23 protein-coding genes are annotated in these 20,455 nt (G+C 43.1%); 7 read left to right on the forward strand and 16 right to left on the reverse strand.

Going from position 1 to position 20,455, the window contains the following annotated elements; genetic code table 11:
* The first annotated feature begins 5 nt into the window (after window positions 1-5).
* Window positions 6-833: a 2,3,4,5-tetrahydropyridine-2,6-dicarboxylate N-succinyltransferase gene (dapD, locus tag F9Y84_RS15380; RefSeq protein ID WP_125254434.1), complete on the forward strand. Its 828-nt coding sequence runs from the start codon at window positions 6-8 to the stop codon at window positions 831-833.
* A 179-nt stretch (window positions 834-1,012) separates the two neighbouring features.
* Here dapD and F9Y84_RS15385 read toward each other — a convergent pair whose 3' ends face one another.
* The 11 genes from F9Y84_RS15385 to rpoE form a co-directional block, all read right to left on the reverse strand.
* Window positions 1,013-3,067 (reverse strand): TonB-dependent receptor, encoded by a 2,055-nt coding sequence (locus F9Y84_RS15385; protein WP_147389332.1) that lies wholly within the window; start codon window positions 3,065-3,067, stop codon window positions 1,013-1,015.
* 152 nt (window positions 3,068-3,219) lie between these two features.
* Window positions 3,220-3,954 carry a pyridoxine 5'-phosphate synthase gene (pdxJ, locus tag F9Y84_RS15390; protein WP_147389333.1) on the reverse strand — a complete coding sequence of 245 codons (735 nt, stop codon included), beginning with the start codon at window positions 3,952-3,954 and terminating at the stop codon, window positions 3,220-3,222.
* Window positions 3,955-4,255: 301 nt separating this feature from the next.
* A complete protein-coding gene (gene recO, locus F9Y84_RS15395) occupies window positions 4,256-4,948 on the reverse strand; it encodes a DNA repair protein RecO (protein ID WP_128730999.1) in 693 nt (230 codons plus the stop codon).
* Window positions 4,949-5,848, reverse strand: coding sequence for a GTPase Era (gene era / locus F9Y84_RS15400; RefSeq protein WP_125254430.1), 900 nt, complete (start codon window positions 5,846-5,848; stop codon window positions 4,949-4,951). It abuts the gene before it with no gap.
* A complete protein-coding gene (gene rnc / locus F9Y84_RS15405) occupies window positions 5,838-6,515 on the reverse strand; it encodes a ribonuclease III (RefSeq protein ID WP_125254429.1) in 678 nt (225 codons plus the stop codon). The genes era and rnc overlap by 11 nt, the downstream gene beginning before the upstream one ends.
* 2 nt (window positions 6,516-6,517) lie before the next feature.
* Window positions 6,518-7,453 (reverse strand): signal peptidase I, encoded by a 936-nt coding sequence (gene lepB, locus F9Y84_RS15410; protein WP_125254428.1) that lies wholly within the window; start codon window positions 7,451-7,453, stop codon window positions 6,518-6,520.
* 12 nt (window positions 7,454-7,465) lie between these two features.
* Window positions 7,466-9,253, reverse strand: coding sequence for a translation elongation factor 4 (gene lepA / locus F9Y84_RS15415; RefSeq protein ID WP_147390821.1), 1,788 nt, complete (start codon window positions 9,251-9,253; stop codon window positions 7,466-7,468).
* A gap of 59 nt (window positions 9,254-9,312) precedes the next feature.
* Window positions 9,313-9,774, reverse strand: a complete 462-nt coding sequence (locus F9Y84_RS15420; protein WP_125254426.1) for a SoxR reducing system RseC family protein — start codon at window positions 9,772-9,774, stop codon at window positions 9,313-9,315.
* Window positions 9,771-10,721, reverse strand: coding sequence for a MucB/RseB C-terminal domain-containing protein (locus F9Y84_RS15425; RefSeq protein WP_147390822.1), 951 nt, complete (start codon window positions 10,719-10,721; stop codon window positions 9,771-9,773). Before F9Y84_RS15425 ends, F9Y84_RS15420 begins: the two co-directional genes overlap by 4 nt.
* Window positions 10,722-11,327 (reverse strand): sigma-E factor negative regulatory protein, encoded by a 606-nt coding sequence (locus F9Y84_RS15430; RefSeq protein WP_128730996.1) that lies wholly within the window; start codon window positions 11,325-11,327, stop codon window positions 10,722-10,724.
* Between the two features lie 2 nt (window positions 11,328-11,329).
* On the reverse strand, window positions 11,330-11,911 hold the full coding sequence (gene rpoE / locus F9Y84_RS15435) for an RNA polymerase sigma factor RpoE (protein ID WP_128730995.1): 582 nt from the start codon (window positions 11,909-11,911) through the stop codon (window positions 11,330-11,332).
* 296 nt (window positions 11,912-12,207) lie between these two features.
* On the opposite strand from rpoE, the gene nadB reads away from it, so the two are divergent.
* The gene (gene nadB, locus F9Y84_RS15440; RefSeq protein ID WP_147390823.1) at window positions 12,208-13,809 is read left to right on the forward strand and encodes an L-aspartate oxidase; all 1,602 of its coding nucleotides are present in this window, start codon (window positions 12,208-12,210) and stop codon (window positions 13,807-13,809) included.
* A gap of 350 nt (window positions 13,810-14,159) precedes the next feature.
* Here the strand turns inward: nadB and F9Y84_RS22545 are convergent, their stop codons facing one another.
* Window positions 14,160-14,513, reverse strand: a complete 354-nt coding sequence (locus tag F9Y84_RS22545) for a protein YgfX (RefSeq protein ID WP_307724511.1) — start codon at window positions 14,511-14,513, stop codon at window positions 14,160-14,162.
* Between the two features lie 40 nt (window positions 14,514-14,553).
* On the reverse strand, window positions 14,554-14,805 hold the full coding sequence (locus F9Y84_RS15450; protein WP_125253573.1) for an FAD assembly factor SdhE: 252 nt from the start codon (window positions 14,803-14,805) through the stop codon (window positions 14,554-14,556).
* A 160-nt stretch (window positions 14,806-14,965) separates the two neighbouring features.
* Here F9Y84_RS15450 and ygfZ point away from each other — a divergent pair, with 160 nt between their 5' ends.
* Window positions 14,966-15,877: a CAF17-like 4Fe-4S cluster assembly/insertion protein YgfZ gene (ygfZ, locus tag F9Y84_RS15455; protein WP_147390824.1), complete on the forward strand. Its 912-nt coding sequence runs from the start codon at window positions 14,966-14,968 to the stop codon at window positions 15,875-15,877.
* A gap of 11 nt (window positions 15,878-15,888) precedes the next feature.
* Window positions 15,889-16,374 (forward strand): FKBP-type peptidyl-prolyl cis-trans isomerase, encoded by a 486-nt coding sequence (locus F9Y84_RS15460; protein WP_125253571.1) that lies wholly within the window; start codon window positions 15,889-15,891, stop codon window positions 16,372-16,374.
* Window positions 16,375-16,420: 46 nt separating this feature from the next.
* On the opposite strand, the gene F9Y84_RS15465 is transcribed toward F9Y84_RS15460, so the two are convergent.
* The 3 genes from F9Y84_RS15465 to F9Y84_RS15475 all read right to left on the reverse strand — a co-directional run bounded on the left by F9Y84_RS15465 (window position 16,421) and on the right by F9Y84_RS15475 (window position 18,045).
* Entirely contained in the window at window positions 16,421-16,870 is a 450-nt protein-coding gene (locus F9Y84_RS15465; protein WP_128730992.1) for an RDD family protein, read from the reverse strand.
* Window positions 16,871-16,882: 12 nt separating this feature from the next.
* Window positions 16,883-17,611, reverse strand: a complete 729-nt coding sequence (locus F9Y84_RS15470) for a DUF481 domain-containing protein (protein ID WP_373865593.1) — start codon at window positions 17,609-17,611, stop codon at window positions 16,883-16,885.
* A 116-nt stretch (window positions 17,612-17,727) separates the two neighbouring features.
* Window positions 17,728-18,045, reverse strand: a complete 318-nt coding sequence (locus F9Y84_RS15475; RefSeq protein ID WP_125253568.1) for a DUF440 family protein — start codon at window positions 18,043-18,045, stop codon at window positions 17,728-17,730.
* A 198-nt stretch (window positions 18,046-18,243) separates the two neighbouring features.
* Between F9Y84_RS15475 and F9Y84_RS15480 the strand changes: the two genes are divergently transcribed.
* The 3 genes from F9Y84_RS15480 to F9Y84_RS15490 all read left to right on the forward strand — a co-directional run bounded on the left by F9Y84_RS15480 (window position 18,244) and on the right by F9Y84_RS15490 (window position 20,179).
* Complete coding sequence (locus F9Y84_RS15480) at window positions 18,244-19,035, forward strand: crotonase/enoyl-CoA hydratase family protein (RefSeq protein WP_147390826.1); 792 nt, start codon at window positions 18,244-18,246, stop codon at window positions 19,033-19,035.
* Window positions 19,036-19,125: 90 nt separating this feature from the next.
* Entirely contained in the window at window positions 19,126-19,491 is a 366-nt protein-coding gene (locus F9Y84_RS15485; RefSeq protein ID WP_225740688.1) for a CidA/LrgA family protein, read from the forward strand.
* Window positions 19,484-20,179, forward strand: coding sequence for an LrgB family protein (locus F9Y84_RS15490; protein WP_147390828.1), 696 nt, complete (start codon window positions 19,484-19,486; stop codon window positions 20,177-20,179). Before F9Y84_RS15485 ends, F9Y84_RS15490 begins: the two co-directional genes overlap by 8 nt.
* Window positions 20,180-20,455: the final 276 nt, after the last annotated feature.

Genomic DNA, 20,455 nt, shown 5'->3' on the forward strand with positions numbered 1-20,455 from the left:
AATTTATGTCTGATTTAAAAACGACGATTGAAACCGCGTGGGAAAACCGCGATACCATTACCCCAACGGCAGTATCAGACGAAGTAAAGCAAGCGATTGTTCAAGCGCTTGAGCTTTTGGACTCTGGTGCTGCGCGCGTTGCTGAGAAGATTAGTGGTGAGTGGGTTGTGCACCAATGGCTAAAAAAAGCGGTGTTACTGTCTTTTAGAATTCGTGATAACCAACCGATGAGCGATGGTGTAAATCAGTTTTACGATAAAGTGCCACTGAAGTTTTCTGATTACACACCTGAGCAGTTCCAACAAGGCGGCATGCGCGTTGTACCAAATGCGGTGGCTCGTCAAGGTAGCTTTGTGGGTAAAAACGTTGTGCTGATGCCATCTTACGTAAATATTGGTGCTTATGTTGATGAAGGCACGATGGTAGATACTTGGGCTACGGTAGGATCGTGTGCACAAATTGGTAAAAACGTTCATCTATCTGGCGGTGTCGGTATCGGCGGTGTGTTAGAGCCGTTACAAGCTAATCCAACCATTATTGAAGATAATTGCTTTATCGGTGCTCGCTCTGAGATTGTCGAAGGGGTTATTGTTGAAGAAGGCGCCGTTATTTCGATGGGGGTATATATTTCACAAAGTACACGTATTTATGACCGTGAGACTGGTGAAATCCATTATGGTCGAGTACCAGCTGGCGCAGTTGTAGTGCCAGGTTCACTTCCAAGCAAAGATGGCTCTCACAGCCTATACGCGGCTATTATTGTGAAAAAAGTGGATCAACAAACGCGTGAAAAGGTCGGCATTAATGCACTACTTCGCTCAATAGACGATTAATACCCATTGTTTTAATTAAGTGGTCTATTGTGGGGCAAAGAATTCTTGTCGGTAACACCGCTTTCTTGCCCTGCTCACAGCGAGGTACCTACGCCCTACTGTCAGCAAGTATTAAGACTAATTGGTATAACAATCACACTTTTACTATGAGGGAGCTTGAGGCTCCCTTTTTTCAGGTATTACCAACGATAATCTAGTGAAACGAGGACATTTCTCGGCCTACCAGGAAAATACCTTTCACCGCTGAACGACGTATAGTCAGCTCGCTCTGCGTAACGCGTATTCGTGAGGTTTTTCACTCTCATAGTCAGTGCAAGTTGAGGGCTGATCTGCCACCTTCCTCTTAGTGTAAGTAGATCGTGACCTGCGTAACGATGTTGGTTTTCAGGATCAGTAAAATAGTCTCCAACATGATGCCAAGCTAACGACCAACGTAAATTTTCTAATGCCTGCCAATGTAGTTGCACATTCGCTAAATGCCTTGGTGCTGAGTCTAAATCATTCCCGTTGATATTAATGCCATTGAGGATGCTGTTCTGTTCAAAGGTGTGTTTGGCATGAGTCGCTGCAAGGTCAATCTTCCAATTTGATGATAGCTGATAGCGTAGTTCTAATTCCATCCCTGCATGTTTCGAACGTCCATTATTAATATAGAAAAAATCACTATCACGGAAAATCAGGTTTTCTTTTTCCATGACATAAACGGCTGCCTGGTATGTCAGTTTTTCTGTGCTACCCTTTACGCCAAACTCAATGTTGTTAGCGTTTTCCTCTTTGAGCGATGCTTTGCGCTGTGCTCGTTGCAACTGATATAACTCAGCGGCTTGTGGGGCACGATAACCACTAGATATATTCGCGTAGGCTATATGAGACTGCGCAAACGCATAACGTATCGCAAACTTTGGGGAAAAATAATCAAAGCGGTCTATGTCACTGGCTGGGCGACTATAACGACACCCCCCTTTGCTACATTCTGAACCATCTTCTTTGGTTCGTCCTACCGGTAAGAAGTTATGATAGTCATAACGCATTGATTCATAACGCCCGCCTAATTCAAGCAACCAGTTATCTTGCTGCCAGGTGAATTTTGCAAAAGGTGCGATTTGGCGAGCATCTACTTCATAGTCGTAGTGTCTTCCCGTTGGGATCGTAGCTTGTAAAAAAGGAGAACCTTGCGTTGGGGTTGGTTGATATTGCAACATCTCACCTTGGGTATACTCGGCATCCACCCCCCAGTCTAATTGAATATTTGTGCTTAGTTCACTTTGCACTAGAGTCTGCAACCCGACACCTGTTTGACCATTTTCTTCAAAGGGCTTACCTGGTAAAAAATGTTTAACAAACTCCATCTCCTGCCAACGTAAGTAAGGTTTTAGTAATACTGTATCGGTATTATTCCAAAGCCAAGAAACTTCACTCCATGCCCGAAATGATGAAGCTTTTCTAAATGCCTCAGGGTTTTCATTTTGCTTTGCTAGTGTCTCATCTTTATAACTATCAGCACCTGTTATATAGCCTGCAGTTTGCTGGTCTAAATGAGTATACGTCATACCTGAAACAACACTAGCAAACTGACCTTGGTGTTTGTGCTTGAGGCTTAACTTCTGCTGTTCTACGCCTTCACCATCGCGATAACCAGTATCTTTTGTGATCGTCAGCGCTGAGCCGAGCCCTAATGACTCACTGCCCGCTTGCATACGTGCTCGACTATAGCCATACGAACCAATATCCAAGCCAATACGTGCTTCATCCGAGGTAGTGTCAGAAGTGATCACGTTCACCACCCCATGAATGGCATTAGAGCCATAAAGTACGCTGTTTGGCCCTTTCAGCACTTCTATACGTTTTGCTGCTTCAAAATGAGATTCAAATAGTTCATTGATATTGCAAAATCCAGCGGCTCTAAGCGCAATGCCATCCTCCGCCGTTAAGAGTCCTCCACAGGCTCCGGCACCGGATAGTACTTGTGATCTTAGCGCTGGCAGATATTCTTGCCCATTTCCATGCTGCATATTGGCACCCGCTACTAGTCTAAGCGCCCTTTCAATATGAGTAACACCGATATCCTCTAACTGCACCTCGGACAATACTGACAGACTAACGGGGTTCTCTGTGCTAGTAACCGCCAGCCGTGATGCGGTTGTGGTTATAGTTTCCAATTCATTACTTGATGCAGCGATACTTAACTGTGGCGCAAAACCAAGCACTGCTAGAGCAGACACTAATTTTTTCATTCTATTACCAATTCAATTAACTTAATTAAGTGCTCTATTTGAAGCGAGAAAGCTTTATTGACAGCACCCCTAGCGCATTTTGCAATCTCCAAGGTACTATCAGACAAAAAGAAAGGGCTACTCAGCCCCTTATCATAATGCTTTACTTGGTGTTACGCTTGCCTTGCCTCTAGCATCAATCGCTTCATGTCGCGGACTGCCTTTTCTAAGCCATCAATCGCCGCCCTTGCGATAATCGCATGACCAATATTTAGTTCATAAATTTCTGGCATTTCTGCGATCGCTTTCACGTTGTGATAATGAAGACCATGCCCTGCGTTCACGATAAGCCCTAAACCGTGTGCATATTGCACACCTTCACGGATCCGTTCTAGCTCAGCCTTCATTTCAATGTCATTTTCAGCATCAGCATAAGCACCGGTGTGGATCTCAATATAAGGTGCACCTGTTTCCTTTGCAGCGTCTAGCTGCTTTTTATCAGCATCAATAAATAAACTTACTTTAATACCAGCGTCAGCTAAACGCTCGGTTGCTGCTGTGATCTTTGCTAAATTTCCAGCCACGTCTAGACCACCTTCAGTGGTAAGTTCTTCACGTTTTTCTGGCACGAGGCAAACGTATTCTGGCTTTACTTCACAAGCAATGTCGAGCATTTCGTCAGTCACTGCAATCTCAAGATTCATACGTGTTTGGATGGTTTTAGCCATCACATAAACATCGCGGTCTTGAATATGACGGCGGTCTTCACGTAAGTGAATGGTAATACCATCTGCGCCCGCGTGTTCAGCAACAGCTGCCGCATGTGCAGGATCTGGGTAACTTGTACCGCGAGCCTGACGGAGCGTCGCAATATGATCTACGTTTACCCCAAGTAAAATATCTCTCATTGTTTATCCCTTGATAATAATATCAATTTTCTTAATTAAGTGGTCTATTTTGAAGCGAGAAAATTTTGTCGATAACCCCGCTACCGCATCCTGCTATCGCCAAGGTACCTACATCCTTGTAGGCAAGGCAAAAATTTTGCTATTTAGTTGTTCTAAATAAGAAATTTTTAACGCGGTTACCGTCAGATTTACTCCTTCAAATTGAGCAAGTATTAAGTCAAATTGGTATAAGACATTGTGTGCGATTCATCGCCCACCACTGCAATACTGGTATTATTGTACTGCGCTTTGTTAAGTGATTTTATTTCTTTGAAATAAATAGTTCTCTGCTTTTAAGGCCCTGCTTACCAACCAAAGGCGCCATTAGCTTGCGAGTTAGCCACTTTGCCGCCCTGCGTACCGTAAGGTCTTCATAATCATGAGCAGCAATTGCCAATAGCATACTACCTGGTATCGTATCAGGTTCCCGACCAACTGCAATAAAACCATATTCAGCAATATACTTGTACGCTGCTTTTGGCTTGATTGGATTACCATCTGCATCAAATTCTAATTCGACTGCAAACCCGAGTTCTGCAAGCAGTTGTAGTTCAAAACTGCGCAATATTGGTTCAACATCGTCATCTTCGGCCAGACGAGTAAGATGAAGCTGATACAGCTCAAAAATTTGCTCTAAAGGTTCGTTTGTTGGCACAACTCGTTGTGTCAATTCGTTAAGGTACAAACCACAATAAAGCTGACGGCCAAGTAACTGTATTTGATTATCAGTAGGTTCAAATCGATTTACGTACTTGAAGTCATATTTACCGGCATATTGCAGCAATAGTAGGGAAAAAGGTCGCAGTTGAGCGTTATGTTTGAGGGCTTGCTTGCCCTTGACGCGGGCAAGCATTTTGAGTTGTCCAACACCTTCGACAAGCACATCAAGCAGCACCTGAGAATCGCTATAAGGTCTGCGATGCAACAGGTAAGCCTGCCGAAAGTCGCTGTCCAATCAGTCTTCTCCGTATCCTAAGCTACGAAGAGCACGTTCGTCATCTGCCCAGCCAGATTTTACTTTAACCCAGCATTCTAGATAAACTTTATTATCAAGCATGTTTTCAAGATCTTTACGCGCTTCGCGACCAATGACTTTTAGCTTCTCGCCTTTATTTCCTATGACCATACGTTTTTGCGACTCTCGCTCAACTAAGATCAAAGCATTGATCTGCCAAACTCCGTTGTCCTGCCACTTAAACTGTTCGATTTCTACGGTAACTGAGTACGGTAGCTCATCGCCCATAAAGCGCATTAACTTCTCACGCACAATTTCCGCCGCTAAGAAACGCATAGAGCGGTCTGTCACATAATCTTCTGGGAAATAAAACTCACACGCAGGTAGGCGTTTGTGTACTTCCTCTTTGATCATGTCAACGTTCTTACCTTGCTTAGCCGAAATTGGAACTATGCCGATAAAATCGCCCTGCTCACTCAGCCATTGAATATGTGGCATCAACAAGTCTTTATCTTTGACTTGGTCGGTTTTGTTCATGATCACCAAAATTGGACGACCACTGTCTTTTATCTTAGTTAGCACCATCTCATCATCAGCTGTCCAGTGCGTCCCCTCAACAACAAACAATACCAGCTCTACGTCACCGATAGAGCTTGAAGCTGCTCGGTTCATCAAACGGTTAATGGCGCGTTTCTCTTCAATATGAAGTCCAGGAGTGTCAACATACACCGCTTGATAGTTACCCTCAGTGTGGATCCCCATAATGCGGTGGCGTGTCGTTTGTGGTTTGCGTGAGGTAATACTTACCTTTTGCTCGACCAACTTATTTAATAGTGTCGATTTACCTACGTTAGGTCTACCGACTATGGCAATCATGCCGCAATGCGTATCAAGCGTCATTCTTTAAAATCTTTAGCGCTTTTTCGGCAGCTTTTTGCTCAGCTTTGCGTCGCGAGCTGCCTACTGAAATTATACTTTCCATCCCTTCCACTATACATTCAACCGTGAATGTTTGGTTATGAGCTTGCCCTTTTGTATCAATGACAGTGTAACCTGGCAGTGGCAACTTGCGTGCCTGAAGATACTCTTGAAGCAATGTCTTTGGATCTTTTTGATTGTGGCCTGGCGAAATAGCAGTCAGTCTTGACTCATACCAATTTAACACCAAGTTTTGGCATACCTCGATATCTGAATCAAGAAATACCGCGCCGATGATTGCTTCTACTGCATCTGCAAGTGTCGATTCTCGACGGAAGCCACCACTTTTCAGCTCGCCTGGACCTAAACGTAAGTAGTCTCCAAGCGCAAACTCCACTCCGAATTCAGCTAAGGTTTGGCCACGAACCAGTGTTGAGCGCATGCGGCTTAAATCACCTTCACGCGCTTTAGGAAATTTGTGATACAACGCATTGGCGATCACAAAGCTTAAAATAGAGTCACCCAAAAATTCTAGACGCTCGTTGTGCTGGCCTTTGTGACTGCGATGCGTCAAAGCCTGCTCAAGCAGCGCCTTATCAGAGAAGTTGTACCCTATTTTATTATAAAGTTCTTCTACATTTCTTTTCATTGTTACTGAATACTACCTAGGCGTTCAAAACGAACACCAGTTGGAACCCACCCTGGCAAAATACTGTCTGGGCCATTATCAAAGTCAAAGCTTAGCCAAATAAATACCGCTCGGCCAACCAGATTTTCGTCTGGTACAAAGCCCCACATACGACTATCTTGGCTATTATTACGGTTATCTCCCATCGCAAAATAACTGCCCTCAGGCACTACCCACTCATCGCGGCGAGTACCAGGCTGCTGATAGTAGCGATCTGTTAGCTCTAATACTTCAGGGTTAATTAAAATATCATGCTCTACATTAGGCAAATGCTCAGTTAAACGCACTAACTGCATTGGCCCTTGTTTAAATTCGTCGCGGTTAACAATATCGACATCAATCTTATTGTACTCACCACACGTTAGGCCATTGACTTCACTTTGTCCTTCATCACACTTTGGCTTTATGTAAAGCTGGCGATTGCGATAAACTATATGATCGCCGGGTAAACCAACGATACGTTTAATAAAATCAATACGTTCGTCTAGCGGAAACTTAAACACAGCAATATCACCACGCTCAGGTGTACCAGTTTCGATGAGTTTGCTACGCCATACCGGATCTTTTATTCCGTATGCGTACTTTTCCACCAAAATAAAATCACCATCCAACAAAGTTGGCATCATCGAACCTGACGGGATTTGAAACGGCTCAAATATAAACGAACGAAAAATTGTGATCGCTGCAATCATCGGGAAGATTGATTTTGCATTTTCAACAATGGCAGGTTCAGGTGCAATCTCTGCAATGACGTCGTCATCTAACTGTGTGTCAGACGCACCTTGCGCGATAGCAAGCCTAGCTTGTCTTTTTGGCGCGTACACCAAATGATCGATCAACCAAATAAGGCCTGAACCGACCGTGAGTAGCACCAATAAAATTGAAAAATAACCTGCCATTTGTATTTCCTGTTACTTGCCTACTTTCAATATTGCTAAGAATGCGTCTTGTGGCACTTCAACGTTACCAAGTTGCTTCATACGCTTCTTACCTTCTTTTTGCTTTTGCAGAAGTTTTTTCTTACGACTGACGTCACCACCATAACATTTAGCGATTACGTTTTTACGTAGCTGTTTAACGGTACTACGAGCAATGACGTGGTTACCAATTGCAGCTTGAATTGCAATATCAAACATCTGGCGAGGGATTAATTCTCTTAGCGCTTCAGCAAGCTGACGACCTCGGCTTTGCGAGCCATCACGGTGTACAATGATTGCAAGCGCATCAACGCGGTCGCCGTTAATAAGAATATCTACACGTACCATGTCTGATGCTTCAAAGCGCTTGAAGTTGTAATCCAACGATGCAAAACCACGGCTGGTAGATTTTAGCTTATCGAAGAAATCCATCACGACTTCTGACATTGGCAATTCGTAGGTTACCGCTACTTGCTTACCATGGTAACTCATCTTGGTTTGCACGCCACGCTTCTCAACACATAACGTAATTACATTACCCAAGTACTCTTGAGGAACTAAGATATTCGCTTCAACGATAGGCTCACGGATCTCAATAATATCATTAACTGGAGGCAAATCTGATGGGTTATCAATTTTTACCACACCGTGCTTAGTTTCTACTTCATAGATTACCGTCGGCGCTGTGGTGATAAGATCCATGTCATATTCACGCTCTAGACGCTCTTGGATGATTTCCATATGAAGCATACCAAGGAATCCACAACGGAAACCAAAACCTAGCGCCGTCGAGTTTTCAGGTTCGAAGAATAGCGACGCATCGTTTAGGCTTAGTTTGTTCAGTGCATCACGGAAGTTTTCGTAATCATCTGAAGAGATAGGGAACATACCAGCATAAACTTGCGGTTTTACCTTTTGGAAACCTGGCAAACGCTCTGTCGCTGAATCACGAGCCATGGTAATAGTATCACCAACTGGTGCACCATGAATGTCTTTGATACCTGCGATAACAAAACCAACCTCACCCGTTCTTAATACTCCGGTATTGGTCTGCTTTGGTGTAAAGATACCGACCTTGTCTACTTGGTGAGCTTGCTCAGTAGACATAATCTTGATCTTTTCACCCGCTCTTAACTCACCATTTTTTATACGTACTAATGATACAACACCTTGGTATGGGTCAAACCACGAATCAATAATCAGGGCTTGTAAAGGCGCGTCGATATCCCCCTCTGGCGGCGGAATATCGCGCACAATGACTTCAAGCACTTCATCGATACCGATACCGGTTTTAGCACTACAACGAACGGCTTCTAATGCTTCAATACCAACAATATCTTCAATTTCTTCGGCTACGCGAAGTGGATCAGCTTGTGGTAAGTCAATTTTGTTCAAGACCGGGATCACTTCCAAGTCCATTTCAATCGCTGTATAACAGTTAGCGAGTGTTTGTGCTTCTACACCCTGACCAGCATCAACTACAAGTAGAGCACCTTCACACGCTGCTAAAGAACGTGACACTTCATAGGTAAAGTCAACGTGTCCAGGTGTGTCGATAAAGTTAAGCTGGTAAGTTTCACCATCTTTGGCTTTATAGTTAAGCGTCACACTCTGCGCTTTAATGGTAATGCCGCGCTCACGTTCGATGTCCATCGAATCCAGTACCTGCTGCTGCATTTCGCGGTCTGTTAAACCTCCACAAACTTGGATTAAGCGGTCTGATAACGTCGATTTTCCATGGTCAATGTGGGCAATAATAGAAAAGTTACGGATATGCTTCATATACTGGATTCAATACTTCTGTTAGTCACAAATAGAGATTAAGGTCTCGATTTTACATTTTATTTAGTACAATCACCATCTATTTGCGTTATTGCTAGACTAATTGGGTAAATTTTTATCACTTTTACCTGATGTTTCAATGAGTCCCCCTTCATTTTGGCTAAAAAGAAACCAACCGAGGCACTTAAAAATGCACTTACAATTTGTAAGGGTTCACTGAGGTTAAGGACAAGCGCAGTAAAAAACATCGCAATGAAAGCAAAAAATAGCGGCAACATGTAAACGTAAAAGGCGTGCCTAACCACATTAGAGTCGTCAAGTGCCAGTTTAATTTTTTGTCCGACAGCAACAGAAGACTCTGGTAGTTCAATAGGAAATTGCTTCTTATGCGTGCCGAAAAGCTTAGCAAATACTTGTGACCCACATTTACCATTACAGCCTTCGCAAGCGGGCTTTGGTTCAGCCTCGAGGTATACAGTTGCCCCCTTAATGGCTGCAACTGTCAATGTTTGTTCAATCATAAAGGTCTTTTTACAGACTCAGCTATTGCCTTCGCGGTCATTGCAGGAATATTTCCCACTACAGATACATCAAACGCACCAGTATTGTGAACGTATACTGTAGTTGCCCCTGATGACAGTGCACCGCTTGGGCGCTGGCCTGGTAATGGGCGCTGCACGAACACCGATATATCTACTAAACCATCTGAAAACAAATAGTAGTCTGCTAACTCATTATTCAAATCTAATTTATGTCTATCGGATTTTAACAGCTCAAAGCCTTGAGGCAACCATCCAATTTGCCAGTTACTTTTGGCACCACTATCGATTGTTTGTAACAGTCCAGAGATCGGCGCTGGAAATTGCTTTTTTGATAGCTCAAGTAATTGTTCTGTAGGGTTCTCAGTGACACTTATGTGGGTAAGTTGGAGTTGCTCTAGCAATTCCCCTTGTTGATTAACATAGGCAGACTTAAGTAGCAAAGAAGACTCTGTATCAATCCAAAGCCAATAGTTGTATTTTGAATCATCTTTTGCTTCGAGCCTAACCAATTGCGCTGGTCTATCAACGATACGCCCTTTTCCGCCTAAAACAAAATCATAGCTGTCTTTCAAACTATCGATATTCTTGAATAGCACTTCAGGTATGGGGCCTGCTATAGAATCTGTTTGAATAGTATAGGGGTCAGATTTAGGCTCAAAGTAAGTTACTTTGTCGCCAATGCGAACCATTTCAAGCCCTGCGCCATTGAGCAAACTCAATAATTCAAGCTCGGTTCCACCTAAATTGCCATGCAGCCAGCGATATGGCTCCATTGACTTACCTTTGACCACAACAAATGAGGCATCAAAGTTGCGATGATGCACAGCATTTGCCATATCCTTTAACAGCTGTTTGGCTGAGATATTCTCATTTGCCCACAGCCAACTAGAGAAAAATACACTTAATACAACTACCAGTGCTCTCATTTATTGCTCTTTTTCCTCTTGTTTGATCTGCGTCTCTTCACCCGTCTGTTGCAGTGCATAAGCCATCCGAGACTGCCTTTGATGTTCAAGCACCAACGCGCCAATTCTTTGTTGCTGCAGCTCTCGGATCCCTTTCGCTGCTGACTCAAGGGCAGGCTCAGTAGATAAACTTACTGGTGATACACCACCAGCAAAGGGGGTTGATTGTAATTGCAAAGTATCATTAACCGGCTGCGCTGGATCACTACTCATGGTGTTAACGCCTAATATGGCGAATAACGAAACGCTCGCAGCGATGGCAACTTGGGCAAAAGGCTTACGCCACGCGCTTAATTCAACTACATTACTTTTTGTCGCAGGCGTTTCCTGCTGTGGTACTGAAACACTGTGTACTGCTTCATTCTCCAGCGCGATTGCAAAGCTTTTTGTTATATCAATACAAGGTGCTTCTTGTTTGTCGCTGCGCATTACATCGCCAATTAGCGCGTACCGCGCAAATTTTTGCTCATCTAGGCGAGCTTCCGATCCCGCATTGAGTGGCAGCTCACCGTCAAAAATTTCCGATGTTGTTAGCTCTTCAGCCACTTTATTTTCAGCTTGTGCCATATTTAAGACTCACCTATTAATGGGTTCAAATTGTTATCTATCGCTTCCCTTGCGCGAAAAATTCTAGAACGGACAGTCCCAACTGGGCAGTCCATAACAACAGCGATTTCTTCATAGCTCATTCCCTCGATCTCACGCAACGTAATTGCGGTTTTCAAATCATCGGGTAAACGGTCTATCGTTTTAAATATCACTGCTTTTACTTCATCACTTAGTAGCAAGTTTTCAGGTGATGCGTTTGACCTTAGCTGATCAGCACCATCATAAAACTCTGCTTCTTCTGCATCTACGTCATTGGCAGGTGGTTTTCTGCCTTGCGCTACTAAATAATTTTTTGAACAGTTAACCGCGATTCTATACAGCCAAGTATAAAATGCGCTTTCTCCCCTAAAGTTAGGTAACGCTCGATAAGCTTTAATGAACGTTTCCTGTGCCACATCAGCCACATCGCCTTGATTTGCTACATAACGAGAAATCAGCGCTGCAACTTTATTTTGATATTTAGCAACTAACAGGTTGAATGCGTTTTTATCTCCCTGTTGAACGCGTTTAACTATATTTAGATCTAAATCCTGCTCGCTCATTCGAGCCGGTACTCCTCTTTGTATTTTTCTAAATCGTAACTAGTTGCCATCATTTACAGCTACTCTGACTTAGTACCGAATAAAAAGTTCTGTTTTTTTGTATTTTTTTTTAAAATAAACGAATTCATCCATCTTTGCGTACTAATTCACGGCAGCTTTTTAGCGCTAACGCGTAAGCTATCTCACAAAAAGTTCTAAATGATTCTCATTAAACGGAGCAAACTCTCTGCCTTCTATGATAGCAGATGTGATATAAATAACAGAATTAAACGTAAAAACAGTTAAGATCTTCGAATATGAAAAATACGACTCACCATAGTACCGATGTTGTTATTATCGGTAGCGGCGCAGCTGGCCTCTCGCTCGCTTTATCCCTAGCGAATCACTGCCAAGTCACAGTGATTAGCAAAGGTGCTTTAAAAGAAGGTTCTACGCTATATGCTCAAGGCGGTATTGCTGCGGTATTTGATAAGAAAAACGATAGTATTGAGTCTCATGTCGAAGACACCCTTGCGGCAGGTGCGGGCTTATGTGATCGCGAAGCGGTACACTACACAGCCTCTAATGCAAGAAATTGCCTTAACTGGTTAATAGAACAGGGCGTTCCGTTTGATATGGAAGTCGACAGCAAAGGAAAAGAGCGATTTCATCTCACTCGAGAAGGTGGCCACAGTCACCGCCGAATTTTGCACGCCGCCGATGCCACTGGCAAAGCTGTGCAAACCACCTTAATTAGCCAAGTACAACTACATCCAAGAATTAACATATTAGAACAGTATAATGCGATTGATTTAGTCCAAGACAAAACCGCAAGCCCAAGCTTTATAAAAGGAGTTTACGTTTACAACCGTAAAGCGGATCGGGTCGAAAGTATTACAGCTAAGTTTGTCGCTTTAGCCACCGGTGGCGCGAGTAAAGTCTATCTATACACCTCAAACCCCGACGTGTCATCCGGTGATGGCATCGCGATGGCGTGGCGCGCGGGTTGTAAAGTCGCCAATATGGAGTTTAATCAATTCCACCCAACGAGCTTATACCATCCAGAATTACAAAACTTTTTGATCACAGAAGCCATGCGTGGTGAAGGTGCACTGTTAAAACGTCCAGACGGTACACGCTTTATGCCAGACTTTGACGAGCGTGAAGAATTGGCACCTCGAGATGTAGTTGCTCGTGCAATCGATTATGAAATGAAGCGGTTGGGCGCGAATTGCGTTTATCTCGATATTTCTCACAAAGACAAAGAGTTTATTATTGAACACTTCCCTACTATCTACGCTAAATGTCTAAGTGTCGGGTTGGACATTACCAAAGAGCCGATACCCGTTGTTCCAGCTGCACATTACACCTGCGGAGGAGTAATGACTGACTTTAACGGCCGAACCGATATAGACAATTTATATGCCATTGGTGAGGTTGCGTATACAGGTCTTCATGGAGCAAATCGCATGGCAAGTAACTCACTCCTTGAGTGCATCGTCTTTGCACACGCAGCGGCCAAAGATATTTTGGCAAAAATAAACGACAGCAAAGCGCCTGCTCTTCTCCCTGACTGGGACGAAAGCCGCGTCAGTAACTCTGATGAGGAAGTGGTGATCACCCATAATTGGCACGAATTAAGACTATTTATGTGGGATTATGTAGGGATTGTGCGCTCTACAAAACGGCTAGAACGTGCCTTGCGACGCGTCGAATTATTGCAACAGGAAATACACGATTATTATGCTAACTTCCGAGTAAGCAATAACCTATTAGAACTGCGCAACTTGGTGCAAGTCGCTGAACTAATTATCCGCAGCGCATTAGAGCGCAAAGAGAGCAGAGGGCTGCACTACACCCTAGACTTTCCAGATATGACCGACAACCCATCACCGACTATATTATCACCAGAAAAATAGTCTAAGATTTGGCTAGTAGTTTTGTAGTGGAGGCGCTACCAGCTCTCCGCTACACTTCCTGATATAGCAAACGCGTACTAAGAATAGATTGCTTTGACTCTCTCCTACCACCTTGGTATCTGTACCCTCTAGGTAACGCGACGTTACGTACCAATAGCTGGATAACTATTGGCAGTGGAGCCTCCAAAATTGGCCGCCTTTAATACCAGCTAGCCTTGCCTGCAGGACGTGGGTACCTCGGTGACTGCGGGGCGTGGTAGCGATGTTATCGACAAAAATTGCTCGCCTCAAAATAAACAGCTTAATAAGGATAATTGGTATAAGAAAGGGATTAACATGCGAAGTTCAGGTTACCTAGCATTTAGCATAAGACGACAAAGCAGTCGCCAATCCGACTCTCGAACGGCGTCACGTCTGATAAACACCCGCTGTTTTAGATGGTGTGCATCCTGTAACTTGAGCTCAATTTGAATGTCAAACCAGATTGTTGCGGCCATTAACCGCCCAGCCACATTCATCGTTAGTGATTGTACCTCTATATAGTTTTTTTCTGGCAACAACAACAAAGTTCCACAGGTTGGCGTGAGAGCTTGATACTGTCTCCAGCACCAATAACTGAGCACAAAACATACTGGTGTGATGAACCACCAAAGCAGAGGGAATAACAATAAAAATAGGAATGTGAGGCACAACGCTAGAACCACAAAGAACTTGTGGCTCTGTTGGTTATACTGAAATTCGACTCTAGACGCGGATCCGACCAAGGATAAATGTAACCATACTTTTTAGCTCTGGATCGGGACATACTTCATGACCCATAAACCAAGCGAACAAATCTGGATCTTCACAGGTAACTAAGCGCTGAAATACATATTTACCCTCGTCAGACAACGCATCATATGCCTCATCAACAAACGGCCCTAAAATAACGTCTAACTCTAACATGCCACGACGGCAAGCCCATTTAACTCGAGCTTTTGGCAGCAACTCAACCATAAACTGATTAACCCCTCATAAACTAATGATAAAATTATACCCACTCTAATGTGCTTATGCCATAAAACTTATAGAAATGGCGCCTTGAAATCGACACTCCCTATCTCCACTTCAGTTTTTACGATAACATTACGAAAACACTTTTATACGGATCAACATTATGTCTATTGCTCGTGCTTTTAAGCTACCGCTTCGGATTATTCGCATTTCAGGTCAAGATAAACTGAGCTACTTGCACGGTCAGGTTACCCAAGACATTAACCTTATCAAAGACGACAACTTCATGTGGTCAGGGCATTGCAGCCCAAAAGGTAAGTTATGGGCGGTATCTCGTATCACCCGCTTTGAAGATGAATACTTGATGATAGCAAGTGAAGCCGAAGCAGAGACTTCTCTACGTGAGCTGAAAAAGTATGGTGTCTTCGCTAAGGTTGAAATCGACTTCGCTGAATGTGAAGCCTATGGCCTGCTCGTTGAAGACACCCAGACCATAAAAGACGCATTTGACGTTAATTTAGACACAGACTCAACAGCATTTGACGTCGAAAACGGTAAGTTACTCAAGCTTGATGCACACCGCTTTATCCTCCTTTCATTTAACAATGCAGGTATACCTGCATCGCTGTCTCTGGAGGCTGACTCTACCCCGTTTATTACAAGCAGTATTCTCGCGGGCGAGCCTGCTCTGAGCTCTGAACACCTTGACGAATTTGTACCACAAATGGTTAATCTCCAAGCTTTAGATGGGATCAGCTTTAAAAAAGGTTGCTATACTGGTCAAGAGACAGTGGCACGCATGCGCTATCTCGGAAAGAATAAGCGTGCAATGTACATTGTTAGCGGAAGTGCGAGTCAACACATCGAAGAAACAGATATCGAGCTACAAATTGAAGATAACTGGCGTCGTGGTGGCAAAATAATCCATCAGACCTTTGACGGCAATACTAACCAGTTTTATGCGTTAGCAGTGATGCCTAATGACACGCCTGCGCATGCAATACTAAGAGCAAAAAATTCACCTGAGGTAGACCTTACCATTCAACCTCTACCCTATTCTTTAGAAGACAACTAACGGGATCTTATATGATTATTGGCCCTAACTCAGTAGTAACTATTCACTACTCAGTTCAAGACAAAGACAACAATACAATTGATAGTACATTTGATGATGAGCCAGTGGTGGCCATGCTTGGCTCTGGTTACTTGATCCCAGGTTTAGACGATGCACTGCAAGGTAAACAATCAGGCGACACCTTTAGTGTCACGATTGAACCTCAAGAAGGCTACGGTGAGCGCTATGATGAGTTAACACAAGCTGTACCTAAGTCCATGTTTGAAGGTATGGAAATTGAAGTCGGGATGCAGTTCAGAGCAACAACAGATGAAGGCGATCAAGTCGTTGTTATCATCGGGATTGAAGATGAAGAAGTCATTGTTGATGCCAATCACCCGCTTTCAGGGATCACACTAAACTTCGACGTAGAGGTCATTGAAGTACGCGAAGCTACAGCAGCTGAGGTTGCACATGGCCATGTACATGGTGAAGGTGGCTGTGGTCACGACCACTGATCTGCATCAAGCAATCAGAGTACTGAAGTGAACGAAAAAGCGCTGACTATTCAGCGCTTTGTTTGTTAATCAATTTACTTTCCATCGCAGCTACCAACTTTGTTTTATCATTAGTACCAACACGATACTTAGTGCCATCTTTCATGACCACCTCAAGTGCATCAAACCCCGCCACAGTATAGACCCAACCATCGGTGCTGATCCGCATGCCTAAGCCATGGCGTAATGAATTCTTCACAGGTTGTACGTAATCAATATCATCAAATTTCAGCGTAATTTTGGCAACCGATGGACCAAACCACCAGCTCAACGTTTGTTGCTGTTGGTTAACCTCAACCGTTAACCCATAAAAAATAAAGGCAACTATCGCGAGGATCACCAAAAATCCAACAAAAGCTATATTTGTGCCCGTAAGGTAGATTGCTAATGTGGTAAAACTTGCGATAAACGCCAGCAAAAGCCAAATGACCCATGCAAATTGAGTATTTCTATACATTTCTAGTCTTCTTTAATTAAAGCTGTAAACCAATGTCGCACCGAGCTCAGTATCCACTTTCTCTTTGTCGTCTTCAGGTTGTGAGTTATAGCGGTAGATAAATGCAAACTTCAACGCAATACCACCTAAAACTTGAGTAACAAGTGCTGATTCAGCAAAAAGCCGAGAGTTTAGGCCTGATAAAGATTGCTCGTAGCTCACATCCTGATTAAAACGAGTGCGCTTTGATACGTTCCTCTCCCATTGCAATGCCATCCGTAACAACTGACCTTTCTCTGTTCTTTTCTCATCGGATTCCAATGCTATTTCATTATCTACCCTTGAAATAGACATACCAGGGCCTATATCTATATCAACTGTATTTTTCTTTCCCTCAAACATACGGCTACCATAGCCCAGGGCAACTGTTGAGGTGTGTTCTTTGCCGTTAAACCTGTCCCGCTCATAGTCTCCATAAACGAAGAATGACGATTTATCATTGCCAAGCTTGTAATTCCCTTGCGCTGAGCCAAAGTAACGAGAGGCAGAGACATCCTCGACTCCCGTTTCAGTATCTTTTTCACGCCGATACAAGCCATCAAATTTATACTGATTACGCCACGTGGGTAGGTCTTGGTACAAATTACTTTTTAGTTTAAATGAGGTGTTTTGCGTATTGCCTTTGTTAACAATAAATCCAAACTCAACATCTCCATAAAGCATTTCACCCTGATGTTTTGTGTGTATCTCGTCATCAGGCATATTGCCATACTCATGAAAGTCTTCAAATGGATCGGTAGCCTCACTTGGCGATGATAACAGGCCAATGAACACAAAAGTTATAAATCTATATAATGCCACGCGTAACTACTTTTGACTCACTGCTTCCAAATAATATGACAAAAAGGTGCGTCTAAATCTCTGCTGATGAGGATCTTCGCATACACCTGATCAGAATCGTCAAACTCAATACCCACCAGTACTTGAACAAAGTGTTCAGGCTCGGCTTCTTGTTCGTATGTAGTGACACTGGACCAGCTTTCATCCGGCTCACTCTCCTCAATAAACCCCCGTGCTTCACGATGTTCATTAAACGTTTCTATATCGTGTTCTTCCAAGTTATCTGGTGCTAACTCAAGGAAAATGTCATATGCTTGGTGGGTTACTTCTTCGATTGTACAAAGTCTTGCTGTCATGGGGCTAGCCTGTGGCTTTTACATTAGCGCAATAATAGCAAAATGTGCAAAAACATAAATATCCCGTCGCGATAATCAAACATAAATTAGCGCTAAGTGGTGAAGAAATATCACGAACAGTTGGATCTCAAGACGCTTTTAAGTTATTACTCTAAAAACAGCGCTTCATGCCATAATAAAAGACAGGGACATTTCACTATGATTTCATACACTGAGACCAATAATATCGCTTATGTCACTTTATCTCGTCCCGAGAAACAAAATGCACTATCAGTAGATATGTTTGTTGGTTTAGACAATGCAATAAAAACTATTTCAAAAAACAAAGCTATCCGTGCGGTTGTGATCCAAGGTGAAGGCGCACACTTTTGTGCTGGTCTCGATGTCAAAAGTGTATTAAAGAAACCAACAGGTATTTTAAAATTATTAAGAAAATGGCTCCCAGGAAATGCGAACTTAGTACAACGTGTTGTCCTCGGTTGGCAATCGTTGCCTGTTCCTGTTATTGCTCGCATCACAGGAAATTGCTTAGGGGGAGGCTGTCATATTGCCCTTGGTGCAGATATTCGTCTCGCTGACAACAGCGCCCAGTTCGCTATTATGGAGGCAAAGTGGGGATTGTGCCCTGACATGGGCGCAAGCTTATTATTGCCGGCTAGTATGAATAAAGACAAAGCATTAATGATGACCATCCACGCACAGCGAATAGATGCACAAAGTGCATTAAAAGATGGCTTAATCTCAGAACTATGTGACGACATAGATACGAGACTAGACCAACTACTGTGCCAATTCAGCAACCGCTCGCCTGACGCCATTGCTGCAATAAAGAAAGTATATAATCAAGCCTACAATCAGCCATCTAGGAAATTACTGTGGCTTGAAACTTGGTCACAGATTAAATTACTGGTCGCCAACAACACTAAAATAGCAATGAGTAACGCCTCATCAACAGAGCAGCAGCCTTATCAACCGCGCAAAAAGTGGTAAGTCCCGAGCGGTGTCCAAAAGTATGATAGCTTGCACAACCAAAATACGTAAAATAAAGACTTCACAATCACTTGGGAGCATGAAGTACTGATGCAAAGGTTGCAGTTCATCATTAAATTTTCATTCGGCTTTGCTATTATTCTAGGATGCTTATTGGGTGCCAAATGGATCGTTATGCTGAGCGAGATTAAGCTACCAGCGGCACTACTTGGAATGGGTTTTTTGGTCATATTGTTATTTCTTGGCGTGGTAAAACCTGAGTGGATAACACCTGCGGCCAACCCCATTTTGAAGTACATGGCGCTATTTTTCATTCCTGCCGGTGTTGGTGTCGTTGAGCATATTGACTTATTTCAATCCCAATGGGTAATGCTAGCATTACTACTTACTATCGTGCCGACTCTCATATTGACGTCGTTAAGTCCTATCGTTAAACGTATTAAGTTCCGTGATTAATATACTGATTTACTCAACACTCACCATCGTATTGTTTGTCACAATGCGGGCGCTATATCAACGTTTCCCTATAACATTGTTCAACCCCGTATTGCTGTGTATTTTGACTATCTCTACTTTTTTATTACTCACTCAGTTTGAGTATAAAACTTATCAGCAAGGTACGTTGCCAATTCACTATTTACTTGAACCTGCAGTGGTTGCCCTTGCTTTTCCGCTATTTAAACAATTTCACCAAATTAAGCCGGTATTTTTTGCATTGTGCTTTACCAGTTGGCTTGGCGTTTCTTTATCAACCTTGAGCGCTTTTTTGATTTGTAATATGTTTGCATCAGATGACGCTATTGCAGCTTCAATGGCGGCATTATCTGTCACCACACCAATTACATTATTGATAAGCGATTTTCTTGGTGGGATCCCTGCTGTAGCGGCAATTATGGTGATCCTTATTGGCGTTTTTGGCGGCGTTTTTGGATTGCATATATTGCACCTTTGCAACGTACAATCCATGCAAGCGAAAGGTATTGCGTTGGGCATCGCTTGTCATGCAATTGGTACCAGTGCGGCAATGGAACATCACCCAGTAGCAGGCGCATTTTCATCCGCAGCAATGACAATTACTGCCGTGATCACAGCATTATGGGTTCCTGTATTTTATAATTTGCTAGATAGCGTAAACTTTGGATGAGATGGTAAGTAAATAATACCAATTTGACTTAATACTTGCTCAATTTGAAGGAGTAAACCTGACGCTAACAGCGTTAAAAATTTCTTATTTAGAACAAATAAATAGCAAAATTTTTGCCTTGTTATCGACAAGATTTCCTCACCTCAAAATAGACCACTTAATTAACCCCAGCTCGGGATAAGAATTTAAAAACTAGGGAACTATATGCCTGTTCCAAGATCAGATCTTTCGACCAAAAAAGAAAGTGACCCAGTAAGGAACAGGCATGAATAAGTT

The organism is Pseudoalteromonas peptidolytica (genome assembly GCF_012641745.1).
GTDB lineage: Bacteria > Pseudomonadota > Gammaproteobacteria > Enterobacterales > Alteromonadaceae > Pseudoalteromonas > Pseudoalteromonas peptidolytica.